Source organism: Halosimplex yunnanense (assembly GCF_054504345.1).
This window is the reverse complement of record NZ_JBTJEL010000035.1, coordinates 375,675-402,074: the sequence shown is the minus strand read 5'-3', so window position 1 is coordinate 402,074 and position 26,400 is coordinate 375,675. Positions and strand designations below refer to the sequence as shown.

26 protein-coding genes and 1 tRNA gene are annotated in these 26,400 nt (G+C 61.1%); 20 read left to right on the top strand and 7 right to left on the bottom strand.

What is annotated here, in order from left to right; all coding sequences use genetic code 11:
- The first annotated feature begins 69 nt into the window (after window positions 1-69).
- The 11 genes from AB2U09_RS15635 (at window position 70) to AB2U09_RS15585 (ending at window position 9,448) form a co-directional block, all read left to right on the top strand.
- Window positions 70-144: transfer RNA gene (locus AB2U09_RS15635), tRNA-Arg, on the top strand.
- Window positions 145-324: 180 nt separating this feature from the next.
- Complete coding sequence (locus AB2U09_RS15630) at window positions 325-477, top strand: hypothetical protein (protein WP_459193657.1); 153 nt, start codon at window positions 325-327, stop codon at window positions 475-477.
- A 212-nt stretch (window positions 478-689) separates the two neighbouring features.
- Window positions 690-2,429: a DUF8148 domain-containing protein gene (locus AB2U09_RS15625; protein WP_459193656.1), complete on the top strand. Its 1,740-nt coding sequence runs from the start codon at window positions 690-692 to the stop codon at window positions 2,427-2,429.
- Between the two features lie 78 nt (window positions 2,430-2,507).
- Window positions 2,508-3,608, top strand: a complete 1,101-nt coding sequence (locus AB2U09_RS15620; RefSeq protein ID WP_459193655.1) for a hypothetical protein — start codon at window positions 2,508-2,510, stop codon at window positions 3,606-3,608.
- The gene (locus AB2U09_RS15615; protein WP_510172078.1) at window positions 3,601-4,566 is read left to right on the top strand and encodes a hypothetical protein; all 966 of its coding nucleotides are present in this window, start codon (window positions 3,601-3,603) and stop codon (window positions 4,564-4,566) included. Before AB2U09_RS15620 ends, AB2U09_RS15615 begins: the two co-directional genes overlap by 8 nt.
- 147 nt (window positions 4,567-4,713) lie before the next feature.
- Window positions 4,714-5,085, top strand: coding sequence for a hypothetical protein (locus tag AB2U09_RS15610; protein ID WP_459193653.1), 372 nt, complete (start codon window positions 4,714-4,716; stop codon window positions 5,083-5,085).
- A complete protein-coding gene (locus AB2U09_RS15605; RefSeq protein ID WP_459193652.1) occupies window positions 5,082-5,462 on the top strand; it encodes a DUF8023 family protein in 381 nt (126 codons plus the stop codon). Before AB2U09_RS15610 ends, AB2U09_RS15605 begins: the two co-directional genes overlap by 4 nt.
- 4 nt (window positions 5,463-5,466) lie before the next feature.
- Window positions 5,467-7,011: an Env/VP5 family phage fusion protein gene (locus tag AB2U09_RS15600; RefSeq protein ID WP_459193651.1), complete on the top strand. Its 1,545-nt coding sequence runs from the start codon at window positions 5,467-5,469 to the stop codon at window positions 7,009-7,011.
- 26 nt (window positions 7,012-7,037) lie between these two features.
- Window positions 7,038-7,604, top strand: coding sequence for a DUF8063 family protein (locus AB2U09_RS15595; RefSeq protein WP_459193650.1), 567 nt, complete (start codon window positions 7,038-7,040; stop codon window positions 7,602-7,604).
- Entirely contained in the window at window positions 7,591-8,499 is a 909-nt protein-coding gene (locus AB2U09_RS15590; protein ID WP_459193649.1) for a hypothetical protein, read from the top strand. Before AB2U09_RS15595 ends, AB2U09_RS15590 begins: the two co-directional genes overlap by 14 nt.
- A complete protein-coding gene (locus AB2U09_RS15585) occupies window positions 8,492-9,448 on the top strand; it encodes a hypothetical protein (protein ID WP_459193648.1) in 957 nt (318 codons plus the stop codon). Before AB2U09_RS15590 ends, AB2U09_RS15585 begins: the two co-directional genes overlap by 8 nt.
- Window positions 9,449-9,537: 89 nt before the next feature.
- On the opposite strand, the gene AB2U09_RS15580 is transcribed toward AB2U09_RS15585, so the two are convergent.
- The 3 genes from AB2U09_RS15580 to AB2U09_RS15570 all read right to left on the bottom strand — a co-directional run bounded on the left by AB2U09_RS15580 (window position 9,538) and on the right by AB2U09_RS15570 (window position 12,818).
- Entirely contained in the window at window positions 9,538-10,677 is a 1,140-nt protein-coding gene (locus AB2U09_RS15580; protein WP_459193647.1) for a hypothetical protein, read from the bottom strand.
- Window positions 10,678-11,140: 463 nt separating this feature from the next.
- Window positions 11,141-12,142 carry a DUF7961 domain-containing protein gene (locus tag AB2U09_RS15575; RefSeq protein WP_459193646.1) on the bottom strand — a complete coding sequence of 334 codons (1,002 nt, stop codon included), beginning with the start codon at window positions 12,140-12,142 and terminating at the stop codon, window positions 11,141-11,143.
- A gap of 352 nt (window positions 12,143-12,494) precedes the next feature.
- Entirely contained in the window at window positions 12,495-12,818 is a 324-nt protein-coding gene (locus tag AB2U09_RS15570; protein WP_510172080.1) for a winged helix-turn-helix domain-containing protein, read from the bottom strand.
- A 468-nt stretch (window positions 12,819-13,286) separates the two neighbouring features.
- Between AB2U09_RS15570 and AB2U09_RS15565 the strand changes: the two genes are divergently transcribed.
- Entirely contained in the window at window positions 13,287-14,294 is a 1,008-nt protein-coding gene (locus AB2U09_RS15565; protein ID WP_459193760.1) for a tyrosine-type recombinase/integrase, read from the top strand.
- 224 nt (window positions 14,295-14,518) lie between these two features.
- On the opposite strand, the gene AB2U09_RS15560 is transcribed toward AB2U09_RS15565, so the two are convergent.
- From AB2U09_RS15560 to AB2U09_RS15550, 3 genes are all read right to left on the bottom strand, one after another.
- Window positions 14,519-14,815: a type II toxin-antitoxin system RelE family toxin gene (locus tag AB2U09_RS15560; protein WP_459193644.1), complete on the bottom strand. Its 297-nt coding sequence runs from the start codon at window positions 14,813-14,815 to the stop codon at window positions 14,519-14,521.
- Window positions 14,805-15,002, bottom strand: a complete 198-nt coding sequence (locus AB2U09_RS15555) for a hypothetical protein (protein WP_459193643.1) — start codon at window positions 15,000-15,002, stop codon at window positions 14,805-14,807. The genes AB2U09_RS15560 and AB2U09_RS15555 overlap by 11 nt, the downstream gene beginning before the upstream one ends.
- A gap of 132 nt (window positions 15,003-15,134) precedes the next feature.
- Entirely contained in the window at window positions 15,135-15,908 is a 774-nt protein-coding gene (locus AB2U09_RS15550; protein WP_459193642.1) for a creatininase family protein, read from the bottom strand.
- A gap of 126 nt (window positions 15,909-16,034) precedes the next feature.
- Here AB2U09_RS15550 and AB2U09_RS15545 point away from each other — a divergent pair, with 126 nt between their 5' ends.
- The 8 genes from AB2U09_RS15545 to AB2U09_RS15510 all read left to right on the top strand — a co-directional run bounded on the left by AB2U09_RS15545 (window position 16,035) and on the right by AB2U09_RS15510 (window position 25,489).
- On the top strand, window positions 16,035-16,817 hold the full coding sequence (locus AB2U09_RS15545) for a class I SAM-dependent methyltransferase (protein WP_459193641.1): 783 nt from the start codon (window positions 16,035-16,037) through the stop codon (window positions 16,815-16,817).
- An 88-nt stretch (window positions 16,818-16,905) separates the two neighbouring features.
- Complete coding sequence (locus AB2U09_RS15540; protein ID WP_459193640.1) at window positions 16,906-17,439, top strand: (2Fe-2S)-binding protein; 534 nt, start codon at window positions 16,906-16,908, stop codon at window positions 17,437-17,439.
- Between the two features lies 1 nt (window position 17,440).
- Window positions 17,441-18,328: an FAD binding domain-containing protein gene (locus tag AB2U09_RS15535; protein ID WP_459193639.1), complete on the top strand. Its 888-nt coding sequence runs from the start codon at window positions 17,441-17,443 to the stop codon at window positions 18,326-18,328.
- Window positions 18,325-19,464 carry an XdhC family protein gene (locus AB2U09_RS15530; RefSeq protein ID WP_459193638.1) on the top strand — a complete coding sequence of 380 codons (1,140 nt, stop codon included), beginning with the start codon at window positions 18,325-18,327 and terminating at the stop codon, window positions 19,462-19,464. Before AB2U09_RS15535 ends, AB2U09_RS15530 begins: the two co-directional genes overlap by 4 nt.
- Before the next feature lie 410 nt (window positions 19,465-19,874).
- On the top strand, window positions 19,875-21,503 hold the full coding sequence (locus tag AB2U09_RS15525; RefSeq protein WP_459193637.1) for a DUF255 domain-containing protein: 1,629 nt from the start codon (window positions 19,875-19,877) through the stop codon (window positions 21,501-21,503).
- Window positions 21,504-21,593: 90 nt separating this feature from the next.
- Entirely contained in the window at window positions 21,594-22,397 is an 804-nt protein-coding gene (locus AB2U09_RS15520) for a TrmB family transcriptional regulator (RefSeq protein ID WP_459193636.1), read from the top strand.
- Window positions 22,398-22,481: 84 nt separating this feature from the next.
- Window positions 22,482-23,546 carry a metallophosphoesterase family protein gene (locus AB2U09_RS15515; RefSeq protein ID WP_459193635.1) on the top strand — a complete coding sequence of 355 codons (1,065 nt, stop codon included), beginning with the start codon at window positions 22,482-22,484 and terminating at the stop codon, window positions 23,544-23,546.
- Window positions 23,543-25,489, top strand: coding sequence for an ATP-binding protein (locus tag AB2U09_RS15510; protein ID WP_459193634.1), 1,947 nt, complete (start codon window positions 23,543-23,545; stop codon window positions 25,487-25,489). Before AB2U09_RS15515 ends, AB2U09_RS15510 begins: the two co-directional genes overlap by 4 nt.
- A 42-nt stretch (window positions 25,490-25,531) precedes the next feature.
- Here the strand turns inward: AB2U09_RS15510 and AB2U09_RS15505 are convergent, their stop codons facing one another.
- Complete coding sequence (locus tag AB2U09_RS15505; protein WP_459193633.1) at window positions 25,532-26,323, bottom strand: hypothetical protein; 792 nt, start codon at window positions 26,321-26,323, stop codon at window positions 25,532-25,534.
- Window positions 26,324-26,400: the final 77 nt, after the last annotated feature.

The following is a 26,400-nucleotide window of genomic DNA, read 5'->3' as shown; positions in this document are numbered from 1 at the left end:
GCAAATGTGCTAGGCCGGCCGATTACAACCCGGGCCGCTTTTTAATCGCGCCCGCACAATTCCGAACGAGGGCACGTAGCTCAGTCCGGATAGAGCGTCGGACTTCTAATCCGACGGTCGTGGGTTCGAATCCCACCGTGCCCGTACCAGAACCGTCGGTTCTGAGGTTCTACGAGATTCCGTGCCTCAGAGCGGCAGCGCCGTCGTATCACCGGCTTCAGAATCGAAGTTCTGTACCGAGATTTCGGAGTTCGTTCAGCCGCTGAACGGCCCCCTACGCCGTCGTGCGATTTCCATTGTCGGGATCGACCGGAGTGATCGCCCATGACAGGCGACTCGACCGGCTCGCTGTCCCGCGATGACTGGCCGTTCCCGGCGGACGAGTTCGTCCGCGCTTCGCTCCTTCCCCGCGACGAAGCGACCGATGCCGACGCTCGTCGAGCCGTCGCCCGCGTCGAGGACGGTGATTCTCAGTGACGGACTGGTCGGAGTACGTCGAGTACAAGTGTCGCCATCGGAGCTGCCAAGCCGATTGTATCAACCGCGTCGACTCGCCTGTTGCTCAGACGAAGCAGTGCTGGAGCTGCTACCAGGTCACCGACCCGGACGAACTCTCGTCCCTGACGCATCACCTGCCGAAGTCCCGGCGCGGCGAGACGCGCCCCGCTGCTTCTCTCGACTAATTCTCAATGAGTATCGCGTCTCCTCCTGGACACCTGGGCCACCTCGACCTCTCCGAGAGATGTAACACTCCCGTACTGGCGGACCTCATGGAAGAGCGAGATCTCCTCGGCTACGGTCCGCTCATCGACGGGACGCTCACGGAGCGCGATACCGACAGATGTCGGATAGCGAAGTTCATAACCCAACATCCAGAGGGGACGCCGCTGACGCACATCGTGTCCTACGTCGTCAAAGGCGTCTCCCCGGACGCCTGCGATCGCGTCGAAGGCTCGGATCCCGACTACCAGTTCGCCTATCGATTCGTCAACGACCTCGCCGACAGAGAGGACCCCTACGTGCGAAAATCCGAGTCTTCAGGGGTGCTGATGGTCACGCCGACCCTCCGCCTTCTTGACTTGATTACAGAAGGCATTACTCAAACAACCACCGAGCGCGATGGCCCGGTGTACGACCGGGAATTTCTTCGCAACTATCTCGCAAAGGTCGATTCCGTGGATGAAGACCTTCAAGAGTTGCTGGTCGACGGTTTTACATCCTACCTCAATCGTATCGAGGACTACAAGCTACTCTTCGACGTCCACTTCGTCGACGGCCAGGGTAGCGAGACGACCCGCCGGATGACGAAGGACTACAAGACCCGCTTCAACGACTCCGGTCGTGTCTCGAAGCAGTTCGCCCGTTTCAATGACGCGCTCGAATACGGCTACGACCACGCCGACAACGCGGTTTTAGTGACACTCACCACCGACCCGAAGCGACAGGATTCCCTCCTGGACGGGATCGACTCGATCAACGAGAATTTCAATCGGCTGCTTTCGTACTTCGATTCCGACCCGTCGACCAAATCGGACACCCGCCAGGAAGGTGTCTGTGGCTGGCGACCAGAGCTTGATGATTCGGTCACCGGACGGCCTCGGTGCCGTCCCGACTACATCAAGGCGCTCGAATTCACCGAGAAAGGTTATCCGCACCTGCACGTGCTATTCTTCGACGTTCCCGAACGGGAGAGCGACGGGATGCCCTGGCTTTGCGACAAGCCGGAGCTGGCAAAGAAGTGGTCCGACTACGGGCAAGGTGAGATCGTCGACGCATATCCGCTGGTGTATCGGGACGACCTCGACGACCTCGCTCCTGAGTTCCAGGACGACGAAGGATTCGTCGACTGGTATCGGTTCGGTGAGCACGGGCACGATGAGAAGTGGATTCGGGAGCGGACCCGTGCTCATGATCTAATTGAGTTCGACGATGATCAGCAGGAAATGGAATCAACAGCAGGTGCTTATCTTGGGAAGTATTTGAGTGCTACATTCGGATCTCTTTTGGATGCTACAGAATCATTTACCGAGTCTGATGAAGAACGAAGATCGTACGCGGATAAAGCTGCCACTTGGAAGCTTGCGCTCTATTGGACAACAAATCGGCGATTTTGGTCTTGCTCGAAGCCAATTACTGAGGGGATTGACCCAAACGAGCACTTACAGGATTCGGATGTCCGAGAAGCGGTTCGATGGTGCATACTTGATTCTTTGAAATCGATAAGTGAGACTGAGGTACGATTCGATTTAGCGCGCCGACAATGGGGGGATATTGACGAGTTAAAGGCAGCGATAGAAAGAACCGTTTCTGTCACTGAACAGCCCAAAATCCGTTCTACATTGCCTGAAGAGGTGGGTTTCAGATGTGCTATCGATTATATCGGTGCATATGCGTACTGGGATCTCCCAAACGACTGTCTTATAATATGACTTCGGACATAAGGTGGGAAATCCTGGGAAAATTTCTTCACTGAGACTCCTGAAGGCTTAACTAAGCAATTTCAGCCTATGCTAGCCACCCACATATCCAGCCGGCAGGAGATGTTTTCCTTTTTCCAGCAGACGCTAGAAGGAACTCAGGATGATCTCGTTGAGGATCAGGAATTGGACTATGGAAGTACGATGTTGAAGACCTTTTTAATTGAATCAAATATTTCTCCCAATACTCTCTTTGACGAGTATGAAGATATCCAAGAGTTTGAAGAGATTGAACAGAATCTTTTCGGTCTGACTATTGAAAACAAAGATGGAAGAAAAACAGTATTCTTAGATACTCAAGATAGCAGATTCTGGACACTATATTCCACTGCTCACTCAGATTTTGTAAATAGAGTTTTCAAGGATATGTTGGCCGGTGAACGGAGCGGACTCGACAGGCCTTGGATACCAAGTGGAGAAGTTGAAAACTTCCGTGACTTTGGAGAGTTCCGCGGTGTGAGTGTAAAGTACGATGCAGAGAAGATTTTCCCCGAAGAATACATTGATGATAATATTTTGTTCGGTGATCTCTCTCTACAATCTTCCGGCAATGGGACTCAGAATCTTTACGAACAGCTCAAAGCAAGTGAAGGTGTAAACAACTTTCTATCGCTTTCAAATGTCCAGATTCGCCGAGAAGTAGGGGGAGAGTTCGTCAAAGAGCGTATTACGAACGAAGGGCGATTTACTACGAGAGGGGGAACCGATATTCAATTGCATGTTGACACAGTCCTTAATGTCCGTGATAAATACCGTGAACTCTTAGAAGCTATCGAGGAAAACCACAGAATTCGTGGAAAGAACACATCCCATGGATCTCGGGCTAAAGGGTCCCCATTAAAGATATCTTTTAATAACAAGATCGAGAACATAGAGGAATTTTTAAATTATATGATATCTGCTACAGATCCTCTTCGGCTTTGGGGAAATATTACCGAACTGGAGTCGGACTATTACAAAGTAAAAGGTGTAGACATGCACAACGGGGATATGTTCTCTATGGAAGTCACTTCGGACTGGATTCGCCTCTATTTACTTGAAGACGCTTGCGGGAATACTGCTCTACGAATATTTACAAACCTCCAACAGTATTATGACCCATCTGCTGAAATGGTGATAGATAATGTATAACATCTCAGATCACACTGCGCAAATGAATGGTTGGATCTCTCTTACTCGACGTGACGTAGGTTATTCTGATACATTAGCGGAGTTAGATTATGAATGCGATATCATGGAGGAGCAGTTCTATTTAGGAGACGACCAGCTCCACCCAGATATTATTCTTACATCTCCCACTTTGGACCACTCGATCATAACAGAGTGCAAATCAAATTCTATCGATAGAGCCCAAATAGAACGTTATTCTAAACTCAGTCAGGAAGATATTGGTCTCATCGAGAGAGGGGTTGTCGGGGATATTGATGAAAATATTTCCCCTCCAGATTATGAGACCGATATTTGTCTCTCATCTTTAGAGGATCTTTCATCCCATCCCATAGAGATTCCTAATAACTTTGTCATTCTCCATTTTCTTCATGCTGCTTACAGTGGATTCAATATCTGGGTTCGATCGGACACCACGTTCGGCCCTACAGATTTGCAAGAGATCTTCCCAATAAACAGCGGCGAAGGCGAATACATAAGAACCGAGTTCTATCCGTACGATGTCTATCCAGAGGATCACGAGGCCTTGGTTGAGTCGGTTCTACAGGCGATAATTAGCTTAGCACTTAAAAAGAGGGAATTCACACTCGAAGAGGTTTTGGAGCGATCTCATCGGTATTGGGAAAGTATTGGAGACAAGAAACAAGAGGAACTTCGAACTAAAGCTAAAATGATAATCGACGAGCTTGCTGCTGAAGAACTCAAAGGGCATATTGAACAAATCGTCGATACAGATGAGTACGAGTGGAAAGTCATTGCATCTCAAATCCAACCAATTGCTAAACGAACAGAAAGGTTCGTAGAAAAAGTTGTTTCCCGCCTTGATGAGGGAACGACTCAGACAGAATTAGGTGAGTGGATGGAAGGAATGGAAACTGAGGATAATAACGACGATTACCAATTCGGTGGACCTTCAAGTTAGACCGTCATCCAGGAGTCATATAATAGGGAGTTCATTCGCGTAGTCTTGTCTTGCTGGTCCTGTTTCAAATAAAATGTTCTAGAGTATCCCCTTGCCGTCTGGTGATTTGCTGCTTCTAGTATAGCCGCCCGAAATATCGTATGCAGTATGGCAACCCAGGATACCCCGTCTTTCGACGATCTCGAAACTGTAGAAGCGAGCGACGAATCGGACGACTACGACACTGACTGGCTCGACCTTGAACCCGGCGAGAGCGTCGTCGGGGAGATCCGCGCGGTCAAACCTAACTGCGGTCAGTACGACACGACCGTCATCGAGCTGGCCCGCGGTCTCGGCGACATTGTGGCGATGTGGTCCAACGGCCAGATCGACCGCGCCCTGGAGTCGAACGAACTCGGTGAAGGCGACGTAGTCGGCATCAAGCATACCGAAGAGACGCGGACCTTCACCACCGACGACGGCGACGAACGCGAGTTCGACGTGTGGGAGGTCCGCGCGATGGGTGGTGACGGAGAATGAGTTACCGGAACCGGTCGGCGCTCCAGGCATACAAGCAGCTGGACATCGGCACCGCGCTGGCGCTGATGCTCTTCGCAGTCGTCGGGCTGGTCCAGACCGGGCTGATGCTCGACATCGTGGAGCTGCTGACCGAGTACAAGTTCCTCCCGCTGGCGGCGTCGTACGCTGCGTATGCCGTGGTGTTCGCCTCCAGTGGTACCCGTGACCCGTCGAACTACCACCCGCTTGAATGGGTGATTGTCACGCTGACCGCTGTCGTCATGACGGCGAACGCTGTGATGGTCGAGGTGCAGACCGCGGTGACGAACCTGAACCCCTGGGCCAGCGTCGTGATCATGGTGCTGATGGTCGTGACTGGTGCGATCCTCGGGAAGTGAGACGATGAAGCGTCAACTGCTAAATGCGTTCCTCGTCTTGACGCTGATCACTTCGTCGTTAGGTGGTACTGTCGGTCCGGAGATGATGACGACGGCCACCGCTGATTCCCGCGAGTGTACGAACACTGAGCTGTTCGCGATCGGTTTCACGCTCGGCTTTGCTGGATTCGGGACTGACTGCGAGATCCCGTGGAATGCGGGAGCGGTAAACACGACCCAAGAAGACGCTCAGCAACTGAAACTGGATCTCTATCAGTCGGCGCAAAACAGCAAGGCTAACGCTGACCTCTATCAGACGACTGTAGAGAACAGTCTTCAGGACACTGAGAATATCGCCCTGATGATCGCTAAAAACCAGTACGTCAGGGAGTTAAACAACGGTAGCAGCAAGGCCGCGGCGAAGACTGCGGCGAAACAGAAGGCTCTCGACTACTACGCTGGGAAACAGAAAAACCTCGCTGAGCAGTGGCGTCTTCAGCTGCAACATGGCGAGTACATGAAAGGTGTCGCTCAAAACGAGAGCGGCATCGGTGACAACTTTGCGAGTTTTGTAGAGGTCACTTCGACGGGACCCTACAAATACGATGACCAAGGGACGAATCGGTATATTGACGGGTATGAGAACTTCACGCTGGTGAATTCTACTACCGTCAATATCCCGTATATGTACACCCAGTACTACACTCGTAGTGATACTACGTCTGGTACTACAGCAGATCATAAGCTGCACTTCGGAGAGTACATCAACGAGAGCGACGAGATTCATGGGTTCGCGGTGAAAGCCCCGGATTCGAATTACGATCGTCTGCTGTTCGTGGACCTGAAGCGGTACAAGAAGGCGAACGACGAGATCGTCTCCCAAAGCCAGTCGGTTCAAAGTGAGATTGATTCGTTCGTTGAAACCACCTACGACCAGTACCAGACTGGTGAGATCAACAATAGCGACCTCATAGACCCGTACATGATGAACCGGCAGTACAGTCCGAACGGATCGTTCCAGGCGTGGGCGACAACTTCCCTCACGCTGATGGGTGCCAACACGCCCGAGAACGTCCAGAACGTCGGTTCATTCGAGGTCGAGGCCGGTTCCCAGAAGCACGAGGGAATGTTGTTGTCGGACGAAACTCCCGCCAGCGGGATGTTCGAGGCCGGCAACACGTACGACCCTGAGGCGATCGGCGGTCAGCAGTATGTAGTGACCGATGATCGAATCGTGGAGCTGCAACGCAACTTCACGATTCGGAACATCACCAACAGTGATGGTGAGAACGTCCAGAACGTGACGGTCCGAAAGGTGAACTACAATACTGCCAACATGACCGAGCTGCGGGAGCTGAACGAAGAACTCGCTTCGCTCCGCGCCGAGGTCGAGGCTCGCGAACAGAAAAAGAGGAATTCCGGTGGTGCCGGCTTCCTACCCAACGGTTTCGGCGGATTCGGTGGTGGCCTCGTATCCGGTGGACTCGTCGGTGTTGTGGCCGCTATCATCGGAATCATCGCGCTGGTAATGTTGCTGTGGCCTGTGATCGGCCCGGCGATAATCAGCTGAAACACCACTTCCCATATTTATCCAATATGAAACGAGTAGCTGTTACTATAGCGTTCCTCGTGGCGCTGGTGTCGGTACCAACTGGCGCGGTCGCACAGGCCGACAACGGGACGCAGAGCGGTCCCGGTGTGGAGATGCCCAAGGAGTCGGGTACACAGATACAAGACGGCCTTGTCATCGTCTCCTCGTCGTACACCGCAGTGGACGAGATGCAGGGCTTCGAGACTGGAGAGGCGACGATCGTCCTTCGGTCTGACTCCCCGATCGCGGTGACGCTGGCGGACGCGGGAGCGTTCTTCACGGACCAAGACCGGGAGATCAACCGGCGGACGACCGTCGTCGACGGGCGCGCCCAGCTGAAGTTCGCCGTCACCGAGCGAAACGGTCGGGTCGGCGTCTCCATCTCGACTGACGAAACGCTGTACGGCCATACGATACGGAAAGGCGGTAGTACCGACTTCGTGCCGGGTGGCCCGTCTCCCGAGGATACGTGGCTGGCCGGCGCGACGATATTCGCCCTGTTTGCTGTCGCGATGCCGGGCGCGTTCATTGCGAATCGAAAGCTGAGAGGGAAGGAACATGACCAACACTGAACCGCCGAACCCGCAGGCTCCAGCGAAGCCGTCGAATCGTGAGCTGATGGTCGAAGTGTTGCGATACACGGCCGCCCCCCTGCTGATCGGTATCCTGAGCCTCCTTGGCCTCGCACTGGTCTGGTGGTACGGTCTCCCGGCGCGGCCGATCTCGATAGTGCTGCTGTCCGCGATGATCGGTAGCCCGTTCATCGTCTGCTATGCGTTCCTGTTCGCGTACATCTACCAGAAGCGCCTCGACGTGCCGATCGTGCTGAATGACCCAGACGGTCAGTATTGGGGTCTGAAGTACCTCCATCCCGACGAGTTTGGAAAGGCCGAGATTGAGGGTGACCGACTCGCCACTCGTCACGGTCGCGCCACCGGCGAGACCATCTACTTCGCCGAAGGCCAGCGCATCGAGCAGCGCGAAGAGGTCGACCCAGAGACCGGCGAGAAGAAAACGGTTCCTCGTCGAGTCCTGGTATCGACGTGGGAAGGCGAGATCTCCCACCAGAAGTTCATGGAGAAGAAAGCCTCGCTGAAACAGCAGCGGAAGAAACTGGTTCCGCTCGCCTTCGAGGGTCTAAAAGCCCGCGCAGGTGCGGACATGAAGGCCCTCGAAAACACGGACAAGCTATCTCACGCGCTGCTGCTCGGTGCGGAAGAAGACTCCTTCCTCGCCGATGGGCTGGACCCGATGAACTTTGACCTCGACGTCGACCTCGACAGTACGCTCGACGGCCTGATCCCCAGCCGCGGGGAAGCCGACGATCAGGAAGAGCGCGCCGAAGCCGAACGTCCTGGCTCGGCCGACATCCAAGAGTCCAGCGACCCGCTAGAAGAACGTGCGAAAGCCGGCGGTTCACCGGGTAGCAACGGTCAGCATCCCAGCAGCGAGGTGGACCATGAGTAACTACGACGGCAGTTCCCTGGGCATCGGCGCTGCGGAGTTCCGCGAAGTGGCTGAAGGTCGACTGACCGAGAACAACCGCGTGTATCCGCTCGCGCCGTTCCTCGACGGCCGTGCGCTCCATCGTTATGTTCACTACAAGCGTCGATACGACGAGATTCTACGCATCAACGAGGACCAAGAAGCCGATCTCCCGGCGACGTTCGAGCAGACCCAGTACTGTCGGAACTTGATCGCCGCTCACGGCTCGCCGGTTGCAGCTGCGGCAGTCCGCAACGGGAACCTCGCTGTGCTCTCCTGGCTGTCCGGGCTGACTCGTCGAGAGTCGGACTTCTCTAGCGCCCAGGTGTTCTCCCAGCTGGTTCAGGACCTCCGGCGGCCGGGATACCTCGGTGTGTTCCTCGGCATGACCGACGGCGGAAAAACTAATTCCGCCTTGGTTGGTGCCGGTCTACATCTCCGCGATGAACCTGATGCAGTCCTCGCCACGAACGTAACCACCCTCGAGTGGGAAGAACCTGGACTGAACGAACGGACATACACCGTAGAGTCCAAATCTGAACTGGAACTGCTGTGCGAGAAATATTCAGATGTGGTTGCTGTCCTCGACGAGATGAGTACCCAGGCGAACGCTCAAACCCAGAGCTACGAAGTCAACAATGAGTTCTACCCGCTGGTGACATTCAAATCGAAACTTGGACTTCGACTGTTCGTTATCGGTCACCGCGAGGATGGCTATGATATCGCACCGCCGATTCGAGAACATGCTGACCACATTATCGTTCAGCGGGCCGAAAACGTGGGCCTTGACGAGACGGAATATTCCGCGGAGTTCTATCGAGATCTCATTGACGGTAACCCTAGCGACCTCGCATACTCGCTCGATCCGGTGCCGCCAATCGCCGGCTCATACGATCCCGATGAACAAGCGGAATTTGATATCACCATCTAGCGAGCGAGCCTGCGAGCGCCCCCCTTAATGGGGGGCCGAGCAGATGAGACTTCAATTTCTTTGTTAATTTAGCTGGTACAGTGTAGTAGTCAGATTATCCGCCGTAGTATTACCTGAGGAATGAGATCGGATAACCCCCCAAGAACGGATTCATGGTTTATAACTCTATCAACATAATCATCTATATCCGGCTGGACATTTTCTTTCATTTCGAGAGGCTCTAATTCCCCGTATACTTCGCCTCTAGTTACTCGGAGATGTGCACCAAACTCAAGTACAGCCTGTAGTATTCCTAGATATCTTGGTGAGATAGGATTGCCAAACCAATTCTCGGTGTTGAATTCATCCAACAATTCGGTCAAATCATCGCGAATTCGTTTGAGGTGCCGCTCTTCTAAGAGAGCAAAGTCATATGCTAAATACAGATTATTCAAGAGATGAATTCGTTTCCAGCGCCGGTTCCGTTCACTCAGTGGCGAAAATGACGGGGTAACTACTGCTGCTCCCTCTAAATCAACTGAAATCCGGTCACCCTTTAGATAGCCCATATACGGTTCAGCTACCTCATTTGCGGTCCGCTCCGGAATATCCCGTTCTTCTCGTCGAATAATACGTGCCCGTTCTGACTTTGATAACTCATCACTTTCATAAAGATAGGTAATTGAACAGACCTTCCGATCTCCGTTCTTTCCAACGTAAGGCTCTGGAATATCTCCCGCAAACACGGACTTATTTATGTCCATGAATATCGATTGTATGTCTCTATCACCATTCTCAATGGAGATTTCTAGCTCCTTTTGTACGGAGCGTTCAAAATTAAGGAATTCTCTAACGGGAACCTCATTTTCAAACTCAAAGTACACCCTCACACGAACTACAAAATATCCAAAAGGGTAAAACAAAATCCTAGGAGAGATCTTATAATCTGCTAAATTATAGCTATTAATCACCCAACTTGGAAGGTGAGCGCCACCAGAAGGAACGCAAAATTCAGGTTGAAAGTGAAAATTATGTTCTTTTTCATGATTATACAATTGGTTCCAGAAATTCCAACCACCAGTGAATTCACCAATTTTATCGATATAAAGAGGGCGGCTAGGCGGATCACCATCAGTAATTAAAGAATCGCAAGTATTCTGGAACTTTGATCGTAGTTTGTCTTGTCTAAATATAGCCTCTGTATAGAACTCTTGAGTGAATTCCGTAAGTGTCCCACTTTTAATGCCCATAAGGGGAAATATTTATATTTGAGAAACAATTATTTTTCGAATGGACTCCGCCGGCTTTAAGCCGTTTGTGGGGTCGCCGAGAGGCGGCTACTCGCAGCCAGAAGCCGGAACGCAGGTTGGACTCCTGCGCTGGCGGAAAAGCATTGGGGAGTGTGTGTTAAATTAGATCGCATCGCCATCCCAATGTGGGCTGTCTCTCGGTTCCTAGATCGAAAGAGAATTCTTAGTAGAGTCTCATCTCGATTGTTTCCGTTCGGTTGTAGATTTAGCGCTAATTGGGAAATGGATCATAAGCACCGGATAGCTCGCCGTGTCTCGGACGCGCCGAGCGCCCCGAGGCGCGTCAGCGGCGAGCTGCCGGTAAGCGACCCCTTGCGGGTCGACCCGGCAAGCCGGGGCGCACGGGCCGACCTACGGTCGGCCCCAATCGTGTTGCGGTTGCGGTGCGGTCAGGCGCTATCCCTTAGATCTCCGCAAATTCGAGAACAGACGGCTCGTAACTGTATGTCGAGATATCGTTTTCTTCGCAGTGAGCTTTGAGATTTGCTGGCTCTACTTTGTTGCCCAGCTGCCGGTCGAAAGCGACCGTCACCTCCTCGTCACATTCGACGACTACCGCCACGTCCGGATCATCGTGCGATGGCTTGATGACGTAGTCTCCGACAGTATACGGATTCTCTGCGAATTTCAGATTCTCGTGCTTGTAGGTGTACAGACTGATGTCTTGATCGTCGCAATAGGAAGATAGTAACGCTCGATCGATCTCTCGCCAGTCGCCGGGGCCTTCATCGATCGAACTCGGGAACGCAACCCGAACCCCTTCGCCGTCCAACTCCTGCCCGTATAATTCGATCTGTGTCTCTGGCGGTAACACCTCAACGACAACCCCGACAGACGGATCGTCTTTTCCTCTCTTCTCTACCCGGTCACCTGGCTGGAACGGATTCTCGGGCTTCTGGTTCATGTTCGCCATGTTCGGCCCGAGGTCCTGGAGATCGTTCATCGGCCTCGACGCCAGGTGTCGCAATTTCTCGGGTTCGTCTCCCGAGAACTCTTCTTGCGTCTGAACTTTCGACTTCAGCGTCTCCACGTGTTCCCAGCCTAGTAGAATCAGTGAGTCCTCGTTGTCTCGGTGCCACGCCATCACGATAATATCGTCTTCCGAGTCGTTTTCAACTAGTTTCTTAGGTAGAAAGGCAGACACGTCCCGAGAAGTTTTCACGTCGACCTCGTACCCGAAAACCTCGAAGTCGTGACCGGAATAGCTCTCAGGGTTACAGCGCCGGAGTGCATCTTCGTTTTCCCACTCCCACATTTCCGCAGGGAGATATTCACGACAGAACTGCTCGAAGGCGAGCTCGCCAAGGTTCCCGATTCGCTTGACCTTCTCGTCGTCTACGTCCTGCTTTACCGCTTGGTGGTGGGCTCGCTGTTGGTCGATCTCGTCGGGGGTGTACTGATACACGAAGGTGAAGGTAATCCCCAGTTACAAGTAAATTGCTTTTCAGTTACTTACAAATCGCACGAGGGTGGCGAGGCGTTGGATGCAACTCCATGTCGATTTCACCGTTCAGGTACTGAACCCCCGCGGTCGTTATCTCTACGAGATGGGCGTCCTCAGTAAGAAATGCCACTAGCTCGGCGTCGGCCAGAACGTAACATCGCTCTCTGACCTGCGCCTTCGTTGCGTGGATTCCTGAGAGTTTCGCCATGTGGCGCGGTGTTGACCACGATTCATCTCGGAGATGTTCAAGTATCCGATCGTCCACACACCGTTGCCATGTTGCGGTTCTTCGTATCGTCATAGTGGAGGGCAGTCACACTCCGTTCCGTCCCTGTTCCGATGCCGATGGGCCGTCTGTGGCCGAATTCCCGTTGTTGATGTATTTTCCTTGCTCTGCGTCGTATTCTTCGTTCAGATAGGCTTCGCCTTTCTCCGTGATAACGTAAGCTCCGTTACCGACGTGCCGGAGTAGACCGTTGTCAGCGAGTTTCTTACATCGGCGCGCGATATGCGTCTGCGAGACGCGAATTAACCCGCTGTCGTTGAGTTGCTTTGGAGTTCCGGATCCCTCGTTTTCTCGCATCCATTCGAGGATCCGGTCGTCCCAGACACTCATCCACGAACCAGATCGACGCATCTTATTCTCATTTTCCCCGTGTGCCACCTATTTCATACTCTACCAATTAAAGAGTGTTTTAACAACGTAATAGGGTCGTCGTTACATTTATGTTGTCAGCAATCTCCAGTGTTGTCGTGGGCCGCCCACACCGGTGGCTCTGAGTCATCGGAATCGGGCCGTGCTGGGACACGGCCCAGAAGGCGGCTCCGCCCGCGTACCCATGCAAGACGGAACCAGCGTGGGGCATTCGCCCCACACGTCACCAGAGGCATCGACCAGTGAAAAGACCGCCGTTCCCCCGAAGGAAGCGGGTCAGCTACGCTGCCCTGACTGCGGATTTTCGAAGCGATATCCCAACTACGTCACCGCGGTCTCACTCCAGACCTCGAAGCCGTGTCCGAACTGTAACCGGATGATGGCTGTCTCTTGGAGAGGTGGTGAGAAGTGACCGACCTCGACCCAATCTCTCCGGTCGACGCCGTGGAGATGTACCATGACGCCATGCGGGACGAACACGCCGAATCGACCCGCAAGAGCGCCCGCCACCGGCTTCGCGCGTTCATCCAGTTCTGCGACGAAGAAGGGATCGAGAACCTGAACGAACTCTCCGGTCGTGACCTCTTCAGGTATCGCACCTGGCGGCGGGAAGGCCAGGGAGAAGATCGAGAACCAATCAAACTCGTCACGCTCAAGGGTCAGCTGGCGACCCTCCGTCGGTTCCTCCGCTTCGCGGCCAACATCGACGCGGTCGACCCGGAGTTGTACGAGCAGCTGACGCTGCCGACGATGAAGAACGGTGAGGACGTATCGGATACCACACTCGATCCCGACCGCGCGATCGCCATTCTCGACTACCTCGAAAACGCGCAACCGGCCACGCGAGACCACATCATCCTGCTGCTCCTGTGGGAGACTGGTGCGCGAACCGGCGCGCTCCGTGGCCTCGATCTCCGCGACCTCGACCTGGAAGGGAAGCATCCGCGTCTGTCCGGTCCGGCACTTCACTTCGTCCATCGGCCTGATACTGGAACCCCGCTGAAGAACCACGATAAGGGAACCCGGTGGAACCGGATCAGTGAGCGGACTGCGACGTTCATCAAGGACTACATCGACTTCCACCGGAACGAGGTGACCGACGACCACGGTCGAGAACCGCTGATTACCACCGAGTACGGTCGTCCAGCGGCCAACACTATCCGAACCACGCTGTACCGGGTGACTCGTCCCTGCTGGCGCGGCGAAGACTGTCCGCACGACCGCGACCTCGACGACTGCGAAGCGACCCACCTCGACCACGCGAGCAAGTGCCCGTCCGCGAGATCTCCGCACGACGTTCGGAGTGGTCGGGTGACCTACTATCGGCGCGAGGATGTTCCCCGACGAGTCGTCAAAGACCGCCTCAACGCGAGCGAAGATATCCTCGATCGCCACTACGACCGCCGAACCGACCGAGAACAGGCCGAACAGCGCAGCGACCACCTCCCTGACCTCTAAAACCCATGTTCGCTACAATCAACGCCGCACACCGTGAGAAAGCCGGAACCCACCGTGCCCGTCCACCTTTTTGCGGCTCGGGTTTCCTCGCGAGCCTTCGGCTCGCTGCGGGAATCACTCGCCGCAAAAAGATGGGGCAAAAAGGCGCGAGCGCTCCGCGCTCGCGTGAAACGGCTCGCTTCGCTCGCCGTATGCTGGATACTCAACTCCGCTCGTACTGTTGGTCAATCGAACCCGTAGCGCTTGTGGGCCTCGTCGATGTCGACGATCTCGATCACACGGACTTCCTCGTCTCCTTCGAGAACGTCGTAGAACGCGGTGTGGGTCCGCCCGATGTGTAGCCGATATAGCTCCTCTCCGTCGATCACCAGCTTCTCTTTGTCTCCGGAGCCGGGTTCTGGCCTCGGATACGGGTCGTCGGCAAGTTTCCGTAGGTTGTCCTTCACGATGCGGGCACTCTTCTCGTCTAACGCGGCGACGTACTCACGGGCTTCCTCCGCGAGGAGGACCTCATAACTCATCAAGCGACGTCAGATCCTCGCTGTCTGCTTCACGGACCTCCTTCGCCCGCTCGGCGAGTTGCCGGCGCTGGTGTTCCTGGATCAACTCTCCGAGCAGGTCGTCGTAGGTTTCCCCCGCTTCCTTGAGTTCGTTCAGTTCCTTCCACCGTTCCTCTGTGACAGGAATTCGTTTGCTGGCGTTAGACATGCGTATCGCCTTCCGTTACCAGTCCTTACAACGCTTACAACCAAAAGTCTTTGTTGGGAGGATCGAAATCGGCGGTATCAGGGCTACACACCAGCGGAGAACCGGAACCCACTGTACCTGAACTAGCCCATCTTACACGTGCTCCCGCGGCATCAGGTCCGCGTATTCCTGCTCGGCCAGCCACTCGCTCAACTTCACCAACTGATCACACGCGGCCTCGAACAACTCGGCACCCTTCTCCCGGGTCGCGTCGGTCTGGTCGCCGATGACGCCGCACTCGGTGTTGTCGATGGCGTCGTAGAAGGTGCGGGCGCCGAACTTCCGGATGCCCTCGTAGTCCTCGAAGTTGCGGATGCCGTCGTCGCGGGCGCGCTCGAACTGGTCTTCACGCACTAACTCGTCGTCGATGTGGAGCATCATCGCGGTCTCCTTCGGGCCGCCGTGGGGGCCGTTGTTCTCGAAGAGGTCGTCGACCAGTTCGGGGATGGACTCGTCCCACATCCACTCGATGGCGTAGGCGTCGCCGTCGTCGCGGAGGCGGCGGCCCACTTCGCGGAGGTGCTGGACGTTGCCGCCGTGGGCGTTGACGAAGATCACGCGGTCGATGCCGTGATACGTCAGGTTCCGCGTCAGCGACTCGACGTAGTCGCGGAACACGCCGGGTTCGACCCACATCGTGCCGTGGAACTGCCGGTGGTGGGGGCTGACGCCGACGTTTATCGTGGGCGTGCAGAGGAAACCCGTCCGCTCGGCGGCCTCGCGGGCGAGCGCCTCGGCGATGCGGTGGTCGGTGGACTCGGGCAGGTGCGGGCCGTGCTGTTCGGTCGACCCCAGCGGCACGAGCGCCAGCGACTCCGCGTCGAAATACTCGCCCAGCTCCGGCCAGGTCCGGTCTGCGAGGTACATGTCCCGACACGAGGACTGCGCACCCGTCACTGTTTCCCTCCCGGCGGAATCGCCCGCGTCGTCGAGTGTGCCACAGATCCCCACGCGACCCCCGTCACTGATTTCCCCGCGGGTCGATCCGCCCGTATGGACGACAGCGAGACGCCCGAGGCGCCGACGCCGGAGACGGGCGACGCGCTCGGCGCGATGCTCCGGGACTACCACGAGACCGGCGAGGGCGTCGAGGTGATCGAGCGGGACGACGGCTGGATCGGGATCAGCGCCGGCGGCGAGTTCTACTTCGCCGGATACGACGAGTGGCCGGCACCCGACCGCCGCGCGGTAGACCGCGTCGGGGGGCGGGTCCTCGACGTGGGCTGTGGCGCGGGCCGCGCAGCGCTGTACCTGCAGGAGCAGGGCCACGACGTGACGGCCATCGACGTGTCGCCCGGTGCGGTCGAGGTGGCCCGCGAGCGCGGCGTCGACGACGCCCGGGTGGTCGACGTGGCGGACGTCGCCGAGGCGTTCGACCGCGGTACGTTCGACTCGGTGTTGATGCTCGGGAACAATTTCGGGCTCGTCGGGAGCGCCGAGACCGCTCCCGACCGCCTCCGTGGACTGGCCGAGGTGGCGACCGACGACGCGACACTCGTCGCCCAGAGTCGCGATCCGGTCGCCACCGACGACGAGTCCCACCTCGCGTACCACGAGTACAACCGCGAGCGCGGCCGGCTCCCCGGCGCGCTCCGGATGCGCGTCCGCCACGAGACGCTCGCGACGCCGTGGTTCGACTACCTCATGGCCGCCCCCGACACGATGGCCGACCTCGCGAGCGAGACGCCCTGGCACCTCGTCGACACGCTCGAACCCGAAGAGAGGCTGGACCCGGCGGGCGGGGACTACGTCGGGATCCTGGAGCCGAAAGGCTGAGACTCGTCGGGGCCGTTCGCCAGCGTCCCCGAGACCAACACTTTACCCTCCGCGGGCCGTTGTCGGCCCAAGGTATCGATCCTCGCCCATGGCTACACACGACATCACGCTCACGGTGAACGGGCAGGAGGAGACGCTGACCGTCGAGTCGCGGACCCTGCTGGTCCACGCGCTGCGCGACGAACTGGGCTACACCGGCCCGAACGTCGGCTGCGAGAGCGGCAAGTGCGGCGCCTGCACGGTCGACGTCGACGGCGATGCGGTCAAGTCCTGTACCGTCCTCGCCGTCCAGGCCGACGGCGCCGAGGTGACGACCGCGGCCGGCTACGCGACCGACGGCCTCGACGCCGTCCAGCGGGCGTTCCACGACGAACACGGCCTGCAATGCGGGTACTGCACGCCCGGGATGCTCGCGACGACTCACCAGTTCCTCGACGAGAACCCCGACCCTTCGCGCGCCGAGATCCGGAAGGCGCTCAAGGGGAACGTCTGCCGCTGCACCGGCTACGGCAACATCGTCGACGCGGTCGAGACGGCGGCCGATCGACTGGCTGAGACGGAGTCCTCGGGCGCCGAGACCGGCCGACGCGCCGACCCTACCGAAGTGGAGGCCGAGGACTGAGATGTTCCCGGACGACTTCGACTACGAGCGGGCGACCTCGGTGAGCGAGGCGCTGGACTTGCTGGAGGAGCACGCCGACGCGGAGGTCGAGATCCTCGCCGGCGGCCACAGCCTCGTCCCGGCGATGAAGACCGAAGGGCGCAGCCCCGACGTGGTCGTGGATCTGGACGTAGACGCTCTGGACGCGATCAACGCGCTCGACGACCGGACCGTCGTCGGTGCGCTGACGACCTACGCCGACATCGCCGACTCGCGGGTGCTCCGGGCGAACGCGCCGCTGCTGGCCGAGACGGCCGCCGAAGTGGGCGACCTGCAGATCCGAAACCGGGGGACCATCGGTGGGAACCTCGCCGAGGCCCACCCCGGTGCGGACCCGCCCGCGGCGGTGCTGGCGAGCGACGCGATCGTCCTGTTGCGCACCCGCGACGGCAAGCGCGAGGTGCCCGCGACCGAGTTCTTCCGGGGCGACGGCGAGACGGCCGTCGAGTACGGTGAACTCGTCGCCGGCGTCCGCATCCCGCACACCGACGACGCCGGCGTCGCGTACGCGAAGAAGACTCACCCCGCGACGGGCTACGCGATGGTCGGCGTGGCGGCCGTGGTCGAGGTAACTGGAGAAGTCGTTTCGACTGCACGCGTCGCCGCGACCGGCGCGGTGGATCGAGCGGTCCGCCTCCCGTCGGTCGAGGACGCGCTCGTCGACGAACGCCCCGATTCCGATAGCATCGACGCGGCGGCGAGCGAAGCGCGGGCAGATATCGACCCCGAGCGGTTGCGCTCGGACCCCTACGCATCCGGCGAGTTCCGCGGCGAACTGCTGGAGACGTACGTCGCCCGCGCGCTCGAATCGGCCGCCGAGCGGGTCGCCGGCGAGCCTCGGACGGCATGACTGACGGCGGCAGCGACGGAGACTGGACGACCGATCGACCGACCGACTGGACGGCCCCGGACCGCGAGGTCCGCGCGGCGGCCCGCGAGTACCTCGACTCGGGCGAGCCGGCCGTGCTGGCGACGGTCGTCGCCGTCGACGGCCGGGCCTACCGTCGACCGGGCGCGAAGATGGTCGTCGCGCCCGACGCGGGCGGCGTCGGGTCGGTGACCGCCGGCTGCCTGACCGACTCGCTGGCACGACTGGCGGCGGACGTACTCGACGACGGGACGGCCCGGCTTGAGCGATTCGACCTCCGCGAGGACGATGGCTGGGGCCTCGGCGTCGGCTGCAACGGCGTCGTCGACGTATTGCTCGAACCGCTCGGGGAATCCCATCGGCCGCTACTGGCGAGCGCCGACGAACTTAGTGGCGGACGGATCGCCGCCGTCGTTGTCGAGAGCGACGACGAGCGCGCCGACGTCGGAGTGCGATGGACCGACGGGGAGAGCGACACTGTCGATGGCCTCCCCCCGGAGGTGACCGCCGCGGTTCCCGAGGCCGTCGACGGGACGACCACGGTTCGAGTGGAAACGGGGGGCGGATCGGTCCGGCTGTTCGTCGAGCGCGTGACACCACCGCCGCGGCTGGTCGTCGTCGGCAGTAACGCCGACGTCCGCCCGGTCATCCACCTCGCGCGGTCTGCGGGGTTCCGCGTCACCGTCGTCGGGTTCCGCGGGGGCCGCACGACGACCGACCGATTCCCGCGCGCTGACTGCGTCGTCTCGACTTCGCCACGAGATTTGTGCGAGACGGTTGATTTCGAATCGAGCGACGCGGTGGTCCTGATGACCCACAACTTCGTCGACGACCGACTGGCGCTCGGGGAGGTGTTGGAGACGACTGTCGAATACATCGGCGTAATGGGACCGCCCGACCGGTTCGAGCGGTTGCGGGACGCGCTCGCGTCGGACGGTGTCGAAATCGGTGACGGGGACAGGGAGCGCATCTACGCGCCCGTCGGCCTCGATCTGGGCGGCGACAATCCCTATCAGGTCGCCCACAGCATCGTCGCCGAGGTGCTCGCGGTCCGGAACGGTCGTGACGGCGGGCATCTGGGTTCGAGTGCGGGACCGATCCACGCTCGCGAGGACTGAAACTCGGTGGCTGAGAGTGGTCGGCGAGGGTCCTCGGCACGCTCGCTAGCAGTATTACTATCCGCTACCGCAGGAATCAGTGGGCGTAGAAAGCCCTCGGCGCGCTCGCGGTCGCTGAGGCGGGATATCCGCGCTCTCCGCACTGCCCGCGCGGATAGTGCCCGCTCAGGCGACTATACAAGCGCGAGCCCGCCTCGCCCTTTCAGTCCACCAGGAACAATACCGGACCGCACCGCACCGCAGCCGGCCACACGCCTCCCCAACCGATTCGCTCAGTCGCTGCGCTCTTTCGATCATCCCTCGTACGATGCTGTCGCGAGATGAAACTCGCGACAGCGCGCGCCACCGGCGAATTCACCCCGGTCAGAGAGAGTTGAAAGCCCTTATCGGCGCAAGCACGTAGTTCGGGTATGGACGATTCAGCGGACGCGACGAAAGTCGAGTGGCGCGAGTGGGGTCCGGAGGCGTTCGCCGACGCCGAGCGGGCGGGCAAGCCGGTCCTGCTCTCGCTGTGGGCGCCCTGGAGCGAGGACTGCCGGGAGATGGACCGCACGACCTACTCCGAGCCCCGCATCGCCGCGAACGTCAACGACGGGTTCGTCCCCGTCCGGGTGTCCGTCGACCGGCACCCGCGCGTCCGCGACCGCTACAACATGGGCGGGTTCCCCTCGACGGTGTTCACGACGCCCGACGGCACCGTCATCACCGGCGCGACGTTCCTCGGCGTCGACGGCTTCCGCGAGATCCTCGACGCCGTCCGGCGCACCTGGGACGGCAAGGGCGCGGAAGCCGGCTCGATCCCCCGCCAGCTCGGCGACGCCGACCCGCCGGGCGGCGAGCTGTCCGCTCGCGTCGAGGAACACATGGTCGAACAGTTGCTGGCCGCGTACGACGACGAGTTCGGCGGGTGGGGAACGGACGTGAAGTTCCCGCTCCCGCGGACGATCGAGTTCGCGCTGGTCCGTGCGCGCGACCAGGCGACGCGCACGCTGGAGGCCGTGCGAACGCGACTGTTCGACACCTACGACGGCGGGTTCTACCGGCTGTCCCACAACCGCAACTGGGGGTCGCCCCAGCGCGAGAAGCTCGCCGACGAGAACGCGGCGCTCGTGCGGGCGTTCGCCCACGGCTACCGCTACACCGGCGAGGACGCCTACCGCGAGACCGCCGAGCGAACGGTCGAGTACCTGACGACCGACCTGTGGACCGGCGACGCCTTCGCGGCGAGCCAGGGCGGCGACGACGCCTACTACCGGCTGGAGGCGACCGAGCGCGAGGACGCCGACCCGCCGGCGGTCGACGAGACGGTCTTCGCCGGGCACAACGGCGTCGCCGTCGACGGCCTGTTGACCTACGCCGCGTACACCGACGACGAGCGCGCCCAGCGGTACGCCGAGCGCGCCCGCGACCACGTCCTCGCGGAACTCGTCGGCGAGGACGGCGCTGTCGTCCACTTCGGCGACCCCGAGACCGGCGAGGTCGGCGAGGCCGGTCTCCTCTCGTCGCAGGCCCGCGTGCTCGCGGGGCTGACGACGAGCGCGTCCGTGCTGGGCGAACCCGGACCGATGCAGGCGGTCGCGGACTACGCTATCGACGCGCTACAGGGCGACGCCGGTGCGTTCCGCGACGGGTCGTCCGCCGGTGCCGGACTGCTGGATCGCCCGCTGTACCCCCTCGACACCAACGTCGAGGCGGCCGACGCGCTGATCGACTGCTGGCTGCTCACCGACGACGACCGCTACCGCGAGGCGGCCCACGACGCGCTCGCCGCGTTCGCCGGCGCGACCGACCGGATGGGCGTCGAGGTCGCGAACTACGCCTCGGCCGTGGCTCGGCTGCGCGACCCGCGCGTCGTCGCCGTCGGGACCGACGCCGGCAGCGACCTCCACCGCGCGGCACTCCGGCTGGCCGACCACGAGACGGTCGTCTCACCTGCCGACGACCGCGCCGAGGACGGCACGGCGGTCGTCCTCGCCGACGGCGAACCCGAGGGGCGAGCAGCCGACCCCGAGAGCCTCGAATCGCTGCTGACGGGCTGACCGGTCGAACGCCGTACGGCGAGCCGCCGGAGCGCGGACGGTCGTAAATTCACCAGTTGTTTTTTGTTGTTCGGGGAAGAGTTCAACACGATGGCGAGTCTCAGAGACCTGGGTCTCTCGGAGTACGAGGCGCGGGCCTATCGCGCGCTGCTGGAGGCGGGGCCGACGACGGCGAAGGACCTCTCGCGGGCGAGCGACGTCCCGATGGGACGCATCTACGACGTGCTCAACAGTCTGGAGACGAAGCGGCTCGCGCGGAGCCAGACGGCGAGCCGTCCGAAGAAGTACGTCGCCGTCGAGACCGACACCGCCCTGGACCGGCTGCTGGAAGCCAAACAGCGCGAACTGGAGGAACAGGCCGCCCAGTACGAGGAGATCGTCGACGAACTGGTCGACGAACTCGACGAGGGCGAACCGGTCGACGAGCCGTTCTGGACGGCCAGCGTCGGGCCACAGGAGGCGTTCGACCTGCTGGTCGAGCGGTTGACTGCGGCCGACGAACGCATCGTCGTCGTCGCCTCCGAGCCAGTCCAGCAGTTCGACCTCGAAGACGTCTCGGCCCGCATCACCGGCGCGCTGGAGGACGCGCTCGAACGCGGCGTCTCCGTTTCAGTACTGTTGACGCCGGAACTGGTCGACGCACTGCCCGACGGCGTCGGGCGACGCTACCGCGAGACGCTCCAGCCCCACGACCGCTTCGAGACGCGGACCAGCCCGGACGTCTCCGGGACCTTCGAGATCATCGACGACACCGAGGTCTGCATCGAGGTGCCCCACCCGCTCATCGAGGACGAGACGTTCGCGGTCATCGACCTCAAGGACCCCGAGTTCGCCGCCGACGTGGGGAGGGAGTTCGCCCCTCGCTGGGACGAGGCCGAGCAGTTGCGACTCTGAGTCGCCCGGACCACCATCCCGGCAATTCTGTCGGCCACGTAACCAATCCTTAAGTCGCTTGCCGCCGCCAGACGGGGGTAACGGATGAGGCTACTCCACACTGCGGACCTCCACCTCGGGCGCGGCGGCGAGCGATCGGTCGCCGCGCTCGACGCGCTTCTCGACGCCGCCGCCCGGGAGGACGTCGACGCGCTGACCGTCGGCGGCGACTGCTTCGACTCGGCGGCCGCCGCCGACGACCTCCGCCCCGCCCTCCGCGAGCGGTTCACCGACAACCCCTTCGACGTCCTCGTCGTCCCCGGCAACCACGACGCCGACGCCTTCCAGGGGAACGTCGAGTTCGGCCCCGACTTCCGCGTGCTCGCCGCCGACCCCTTCGAAGTCGCGGAGGTCGACGGCGGCGAGGTCGTGGGCGTCCCCTACCGCGAGCGACTGGGCGACGACCTGTTCTTCGAGTTGCGCGAGCGCGCCCACGAGGACGCGGTCCTCTCGCTGCACTGCACGCTCGACGCCGGCTTCGGCGCGAGCGCGACCGGCCACGAGGAGGCCCCCAGCTACTGCCCCGTCCAGACGGAGACGCTGGGCGAACTGGGCTACGAGTTCGTCCTCGCGGGCCACGTCCACGCCGAACTCTACCAGCGGAAACTCCCCAACGGCGGCCTGTTCGTCTACCCCGGGTCGCCCGTCTCCCATTCGTGGGCCGAAACCGGTCGGCGCCACGCCGTCCTCGTCGACACCGACGACGCGAACGTCCAGCCGGTCGCGCTCGACACCTACTACCGCGACCGCTTCGACGCGACGGTCACCCCCGGCGATGGCTACGAGGTCATCGACCGCGTGGAAGGGTGGATCGACGGCCAGGACACCGACCGGAGCGATCTGGAAGTTCGCGTCGACGGGTTCACCGAACTCGACGAGAGCACCTTCGACGAGCGACTGCACGCCGCGGCCGGACCGGCGGCCGTCGTCAACGAGACCCGCGGCGTCGCGGCCGTCCTCGACCACCCCATCTACGCCGACTTCGTCGACCGCCTCGACGACCTCGACCTCGACGAGTGGGACCGCGTCGACGACCGCGAACAGGTCGAACGGCGACTCGTCGAGACGCTCGCCGAGTTGCTCGCCGCCGGGGAGGTGACACACGCGTGAAGCTCAGCGAGGTCCACGTCGACCGCTACGGGCCGCTCCGCGAGACGCTCCAGTTCGACGACGCTCACGTCGTCTACGGCCCCAACGAGTCGGGGAAGACGCTGCTCACCGAGTGTCTCCTGCGGACGCTGACCGGCGACCGCCGCGTCGCCGGCACGCGCATCGAGGAGTCCCCCGAGGGGCACGTCGTCCTCGATGGCGACGAGGGCGAACACAAGCTTTCCAACGGCGAGACGCTTCTCGATCGGTACGCCGAGCGGTACAACTTCGAGCTGACGCCCGCGGAGTTCCGCAACGTCTTCGTCGTCCGCGACGGCGACCTGGGCGTCCTCGACGAGGGTGCGTTCTACCGGCAGGTCACCGACCGCATCGTCGGCATCTGGACCGGCGACATCGAGACCGTCCGCGACCGCGTCCTCGAACGCGGCCGTCTCACGCCCGAGCGGTGGAACCTCTCGAACCAGTACGACGACGCCGACGAACAGCGCGAGCGCGCCGCGACGCTGCTCGAGGACGTGCGGTCGTACCTGGAGCGGGCAGAGTCCGAGGATCTCGACGCCGTCGAGCGCGAGTGCTATCAGGCGGCCCGCGAGCGCGAGCGTGCCGAAACCGAGGTGGCCGCACTCGAAGCCGCACAGGCCCGCGAGGAGTACGAGGAACTCGTCAAGACGAAGGGCGCGCTGGAGCGCAGCCTCGGGGAACGGGCGTCGCTGCCCGGCGACGCCGAGCTGTCTGAGCTGGAGTCGCGGCTGGACGACCTGGCGACCGGGAGCGAGGACGAGTTCGAGACGCGCAAGGCATGGTACCGCCGGACGACGGTCGCGGCGCTGGCCGCCGGCGTCGTCGCCGGAGCGGTCCCGCTGGCGCTGGGGATCCGCGAGCCGTCGCTGGTCGCCGCCGGCCCCGCGGCGTTCGGCGTCGTCACGCTGGTCGCGCTTGCCCTTTACCGGTCGGCCAGCAGTTCTCTCGCGCGGCTCACTGCCGACCGGGAAGCCGTCGTCGAGCGCGCCGCGGAGATCGGTATCGACGCCTACGACCCGACGGACGTCCGCTCCGCCATCGCGGAATTGCGCGACGAGCGCGAGGACCACACCGAGGTGATCCAGACGAACACGGGCGTCCTGCGCAAGTGGCTCGACATCGACGCACAGGACCCGAGCGAGGTCGTCGACGCCGCGACCGACGCCCTCGAAGCCCGCCGGGCCGAGATCGACTTCGAGGCCGACCAGGAGTTCACCGAGCAAGAGCTTGAGGAGGGTCGCGAGCGCGCGGAGGCCGCCGCCGAGCGCTACGAGGAACTCGAATCCGCGCTGCGCGAGCACCGTCGCCAGCTCGACCGGTTCGCCGATCGAGCCGGCGAGATCCGCTTCCAATCGGTCTGCGGCGAGCCGCTGGACCTCGCGGTCACCAACCTCGCTGCGCTCGAAGACCTCGCCGACCGGCTGGAGGCGTTCGTCGACGCCGTCGAGACCGACGCGGACGTCTCGCGGGCGGCCGCGACGGTGCTAGAGCGGATGGCCGAATCGGAGAACGAGAAGATGGCGTCGCTGTTCGCCGACGGCGAGGCCGCCGAGGTGTTCCGCCGGATCACCGACGACCGCTACGTCGACGTGGGCCTGACCGACGAGTCACGCCTCGCCGTCGAACTCGCGAACGGCGAGCGGCTCTCGCCGCGGGAACTGAGTCGCGGGACGCGCGACCAGCTGTACCTCTCGGTCCGCGTCGCGCTCGGCCGCCGCCTCATGGAAGGGCGCGACGGCTTCTTCCTGATGGACGACGCCTTCCTGTCGGCCGACCCCCAGCGGCTCGAACGGCAGGCGGAGGTACTCGGCGAACTGGTCGACTCCGGCTGGCAGGTCGTCTACCTCACCTGCAAACCCGAGGCCCGCGAGGCGCTCACCGACGCGACCGGCGCGGCGGTAACCGAACTGACGCCGCTGTAGGTCGGTGCCGTCCGTCCCGTTTCGGTTCCGCGGTGTGGCCGCTCACAGCGAGAGCGCGAGCGCCGCCAGCGTCGGAAGCAGGACGTATCCGAGCAGCGACCACCCGACTGCCGTGGCCTGGCGCCGATAGACGCCTACCTTCGGGTCGTCGAAGAGGAACGCCTGGTCCGTCCGCGGGTCGTAGTACGCGGTGTCGCCGGCCTCCTCGGCGAGCGAACGGGCGTCCTCGCGAGCGGCCTCCCGGCCGACCGAGGTCTCGTGGACCCCGTCGGGGAAGGCGCGATAGCTCCGCCGTTCGCCACTCGCCGGCCGCGCGCCGTGTCGGTGTGGGTTCGCCGCGTGCTCCTCGACGACAGCCGCCGCGAGCTGCTCGGCCCGCTCCTCGGTGGCCGCGCGTGCCGGGACATCCCGCCCGTCGAGCGGTCCGTCGTCGTCGGACCGCCCCTCGTCGCCGTCGAGTTCGTAGGTGAACTCGACCACCGGGAGAAACCGCTGGCGGCCCAGTGCGAGCGCCGTCCGCGACGGCTGGCTCGTCTTCGCGATCGCGTCGGTTCCCTCGATCGAACAGGGCACCGGCTCCGCGCGGTCGACGACGCGCCGGCGCCGGACCAGTCGCCGCCGGACGCTCCGGTAGGTGAGCCACGCGAGCGCGACGCCGACTGACCCGTACAGTAGCGGCGGTTTCGCCCCGGCGCTCGACCGGTAGCCGACCCCGAACACGACCGACCACAGCACCCCGTAGATCACGAACGCCTCCGAGAGCGCCCGCGGGAGCTGTACGCGACGCCGGATCCGGTCGAACGCCGCCTCGCGACGCACCGACTCGTCGTCCATGTGCTCGTCGTGCAGTTCGCGAGCCAATACGCGTTGCGGTAGGATCGGCGCGCGAAGCGACGCTCCGTGGTGAGCCG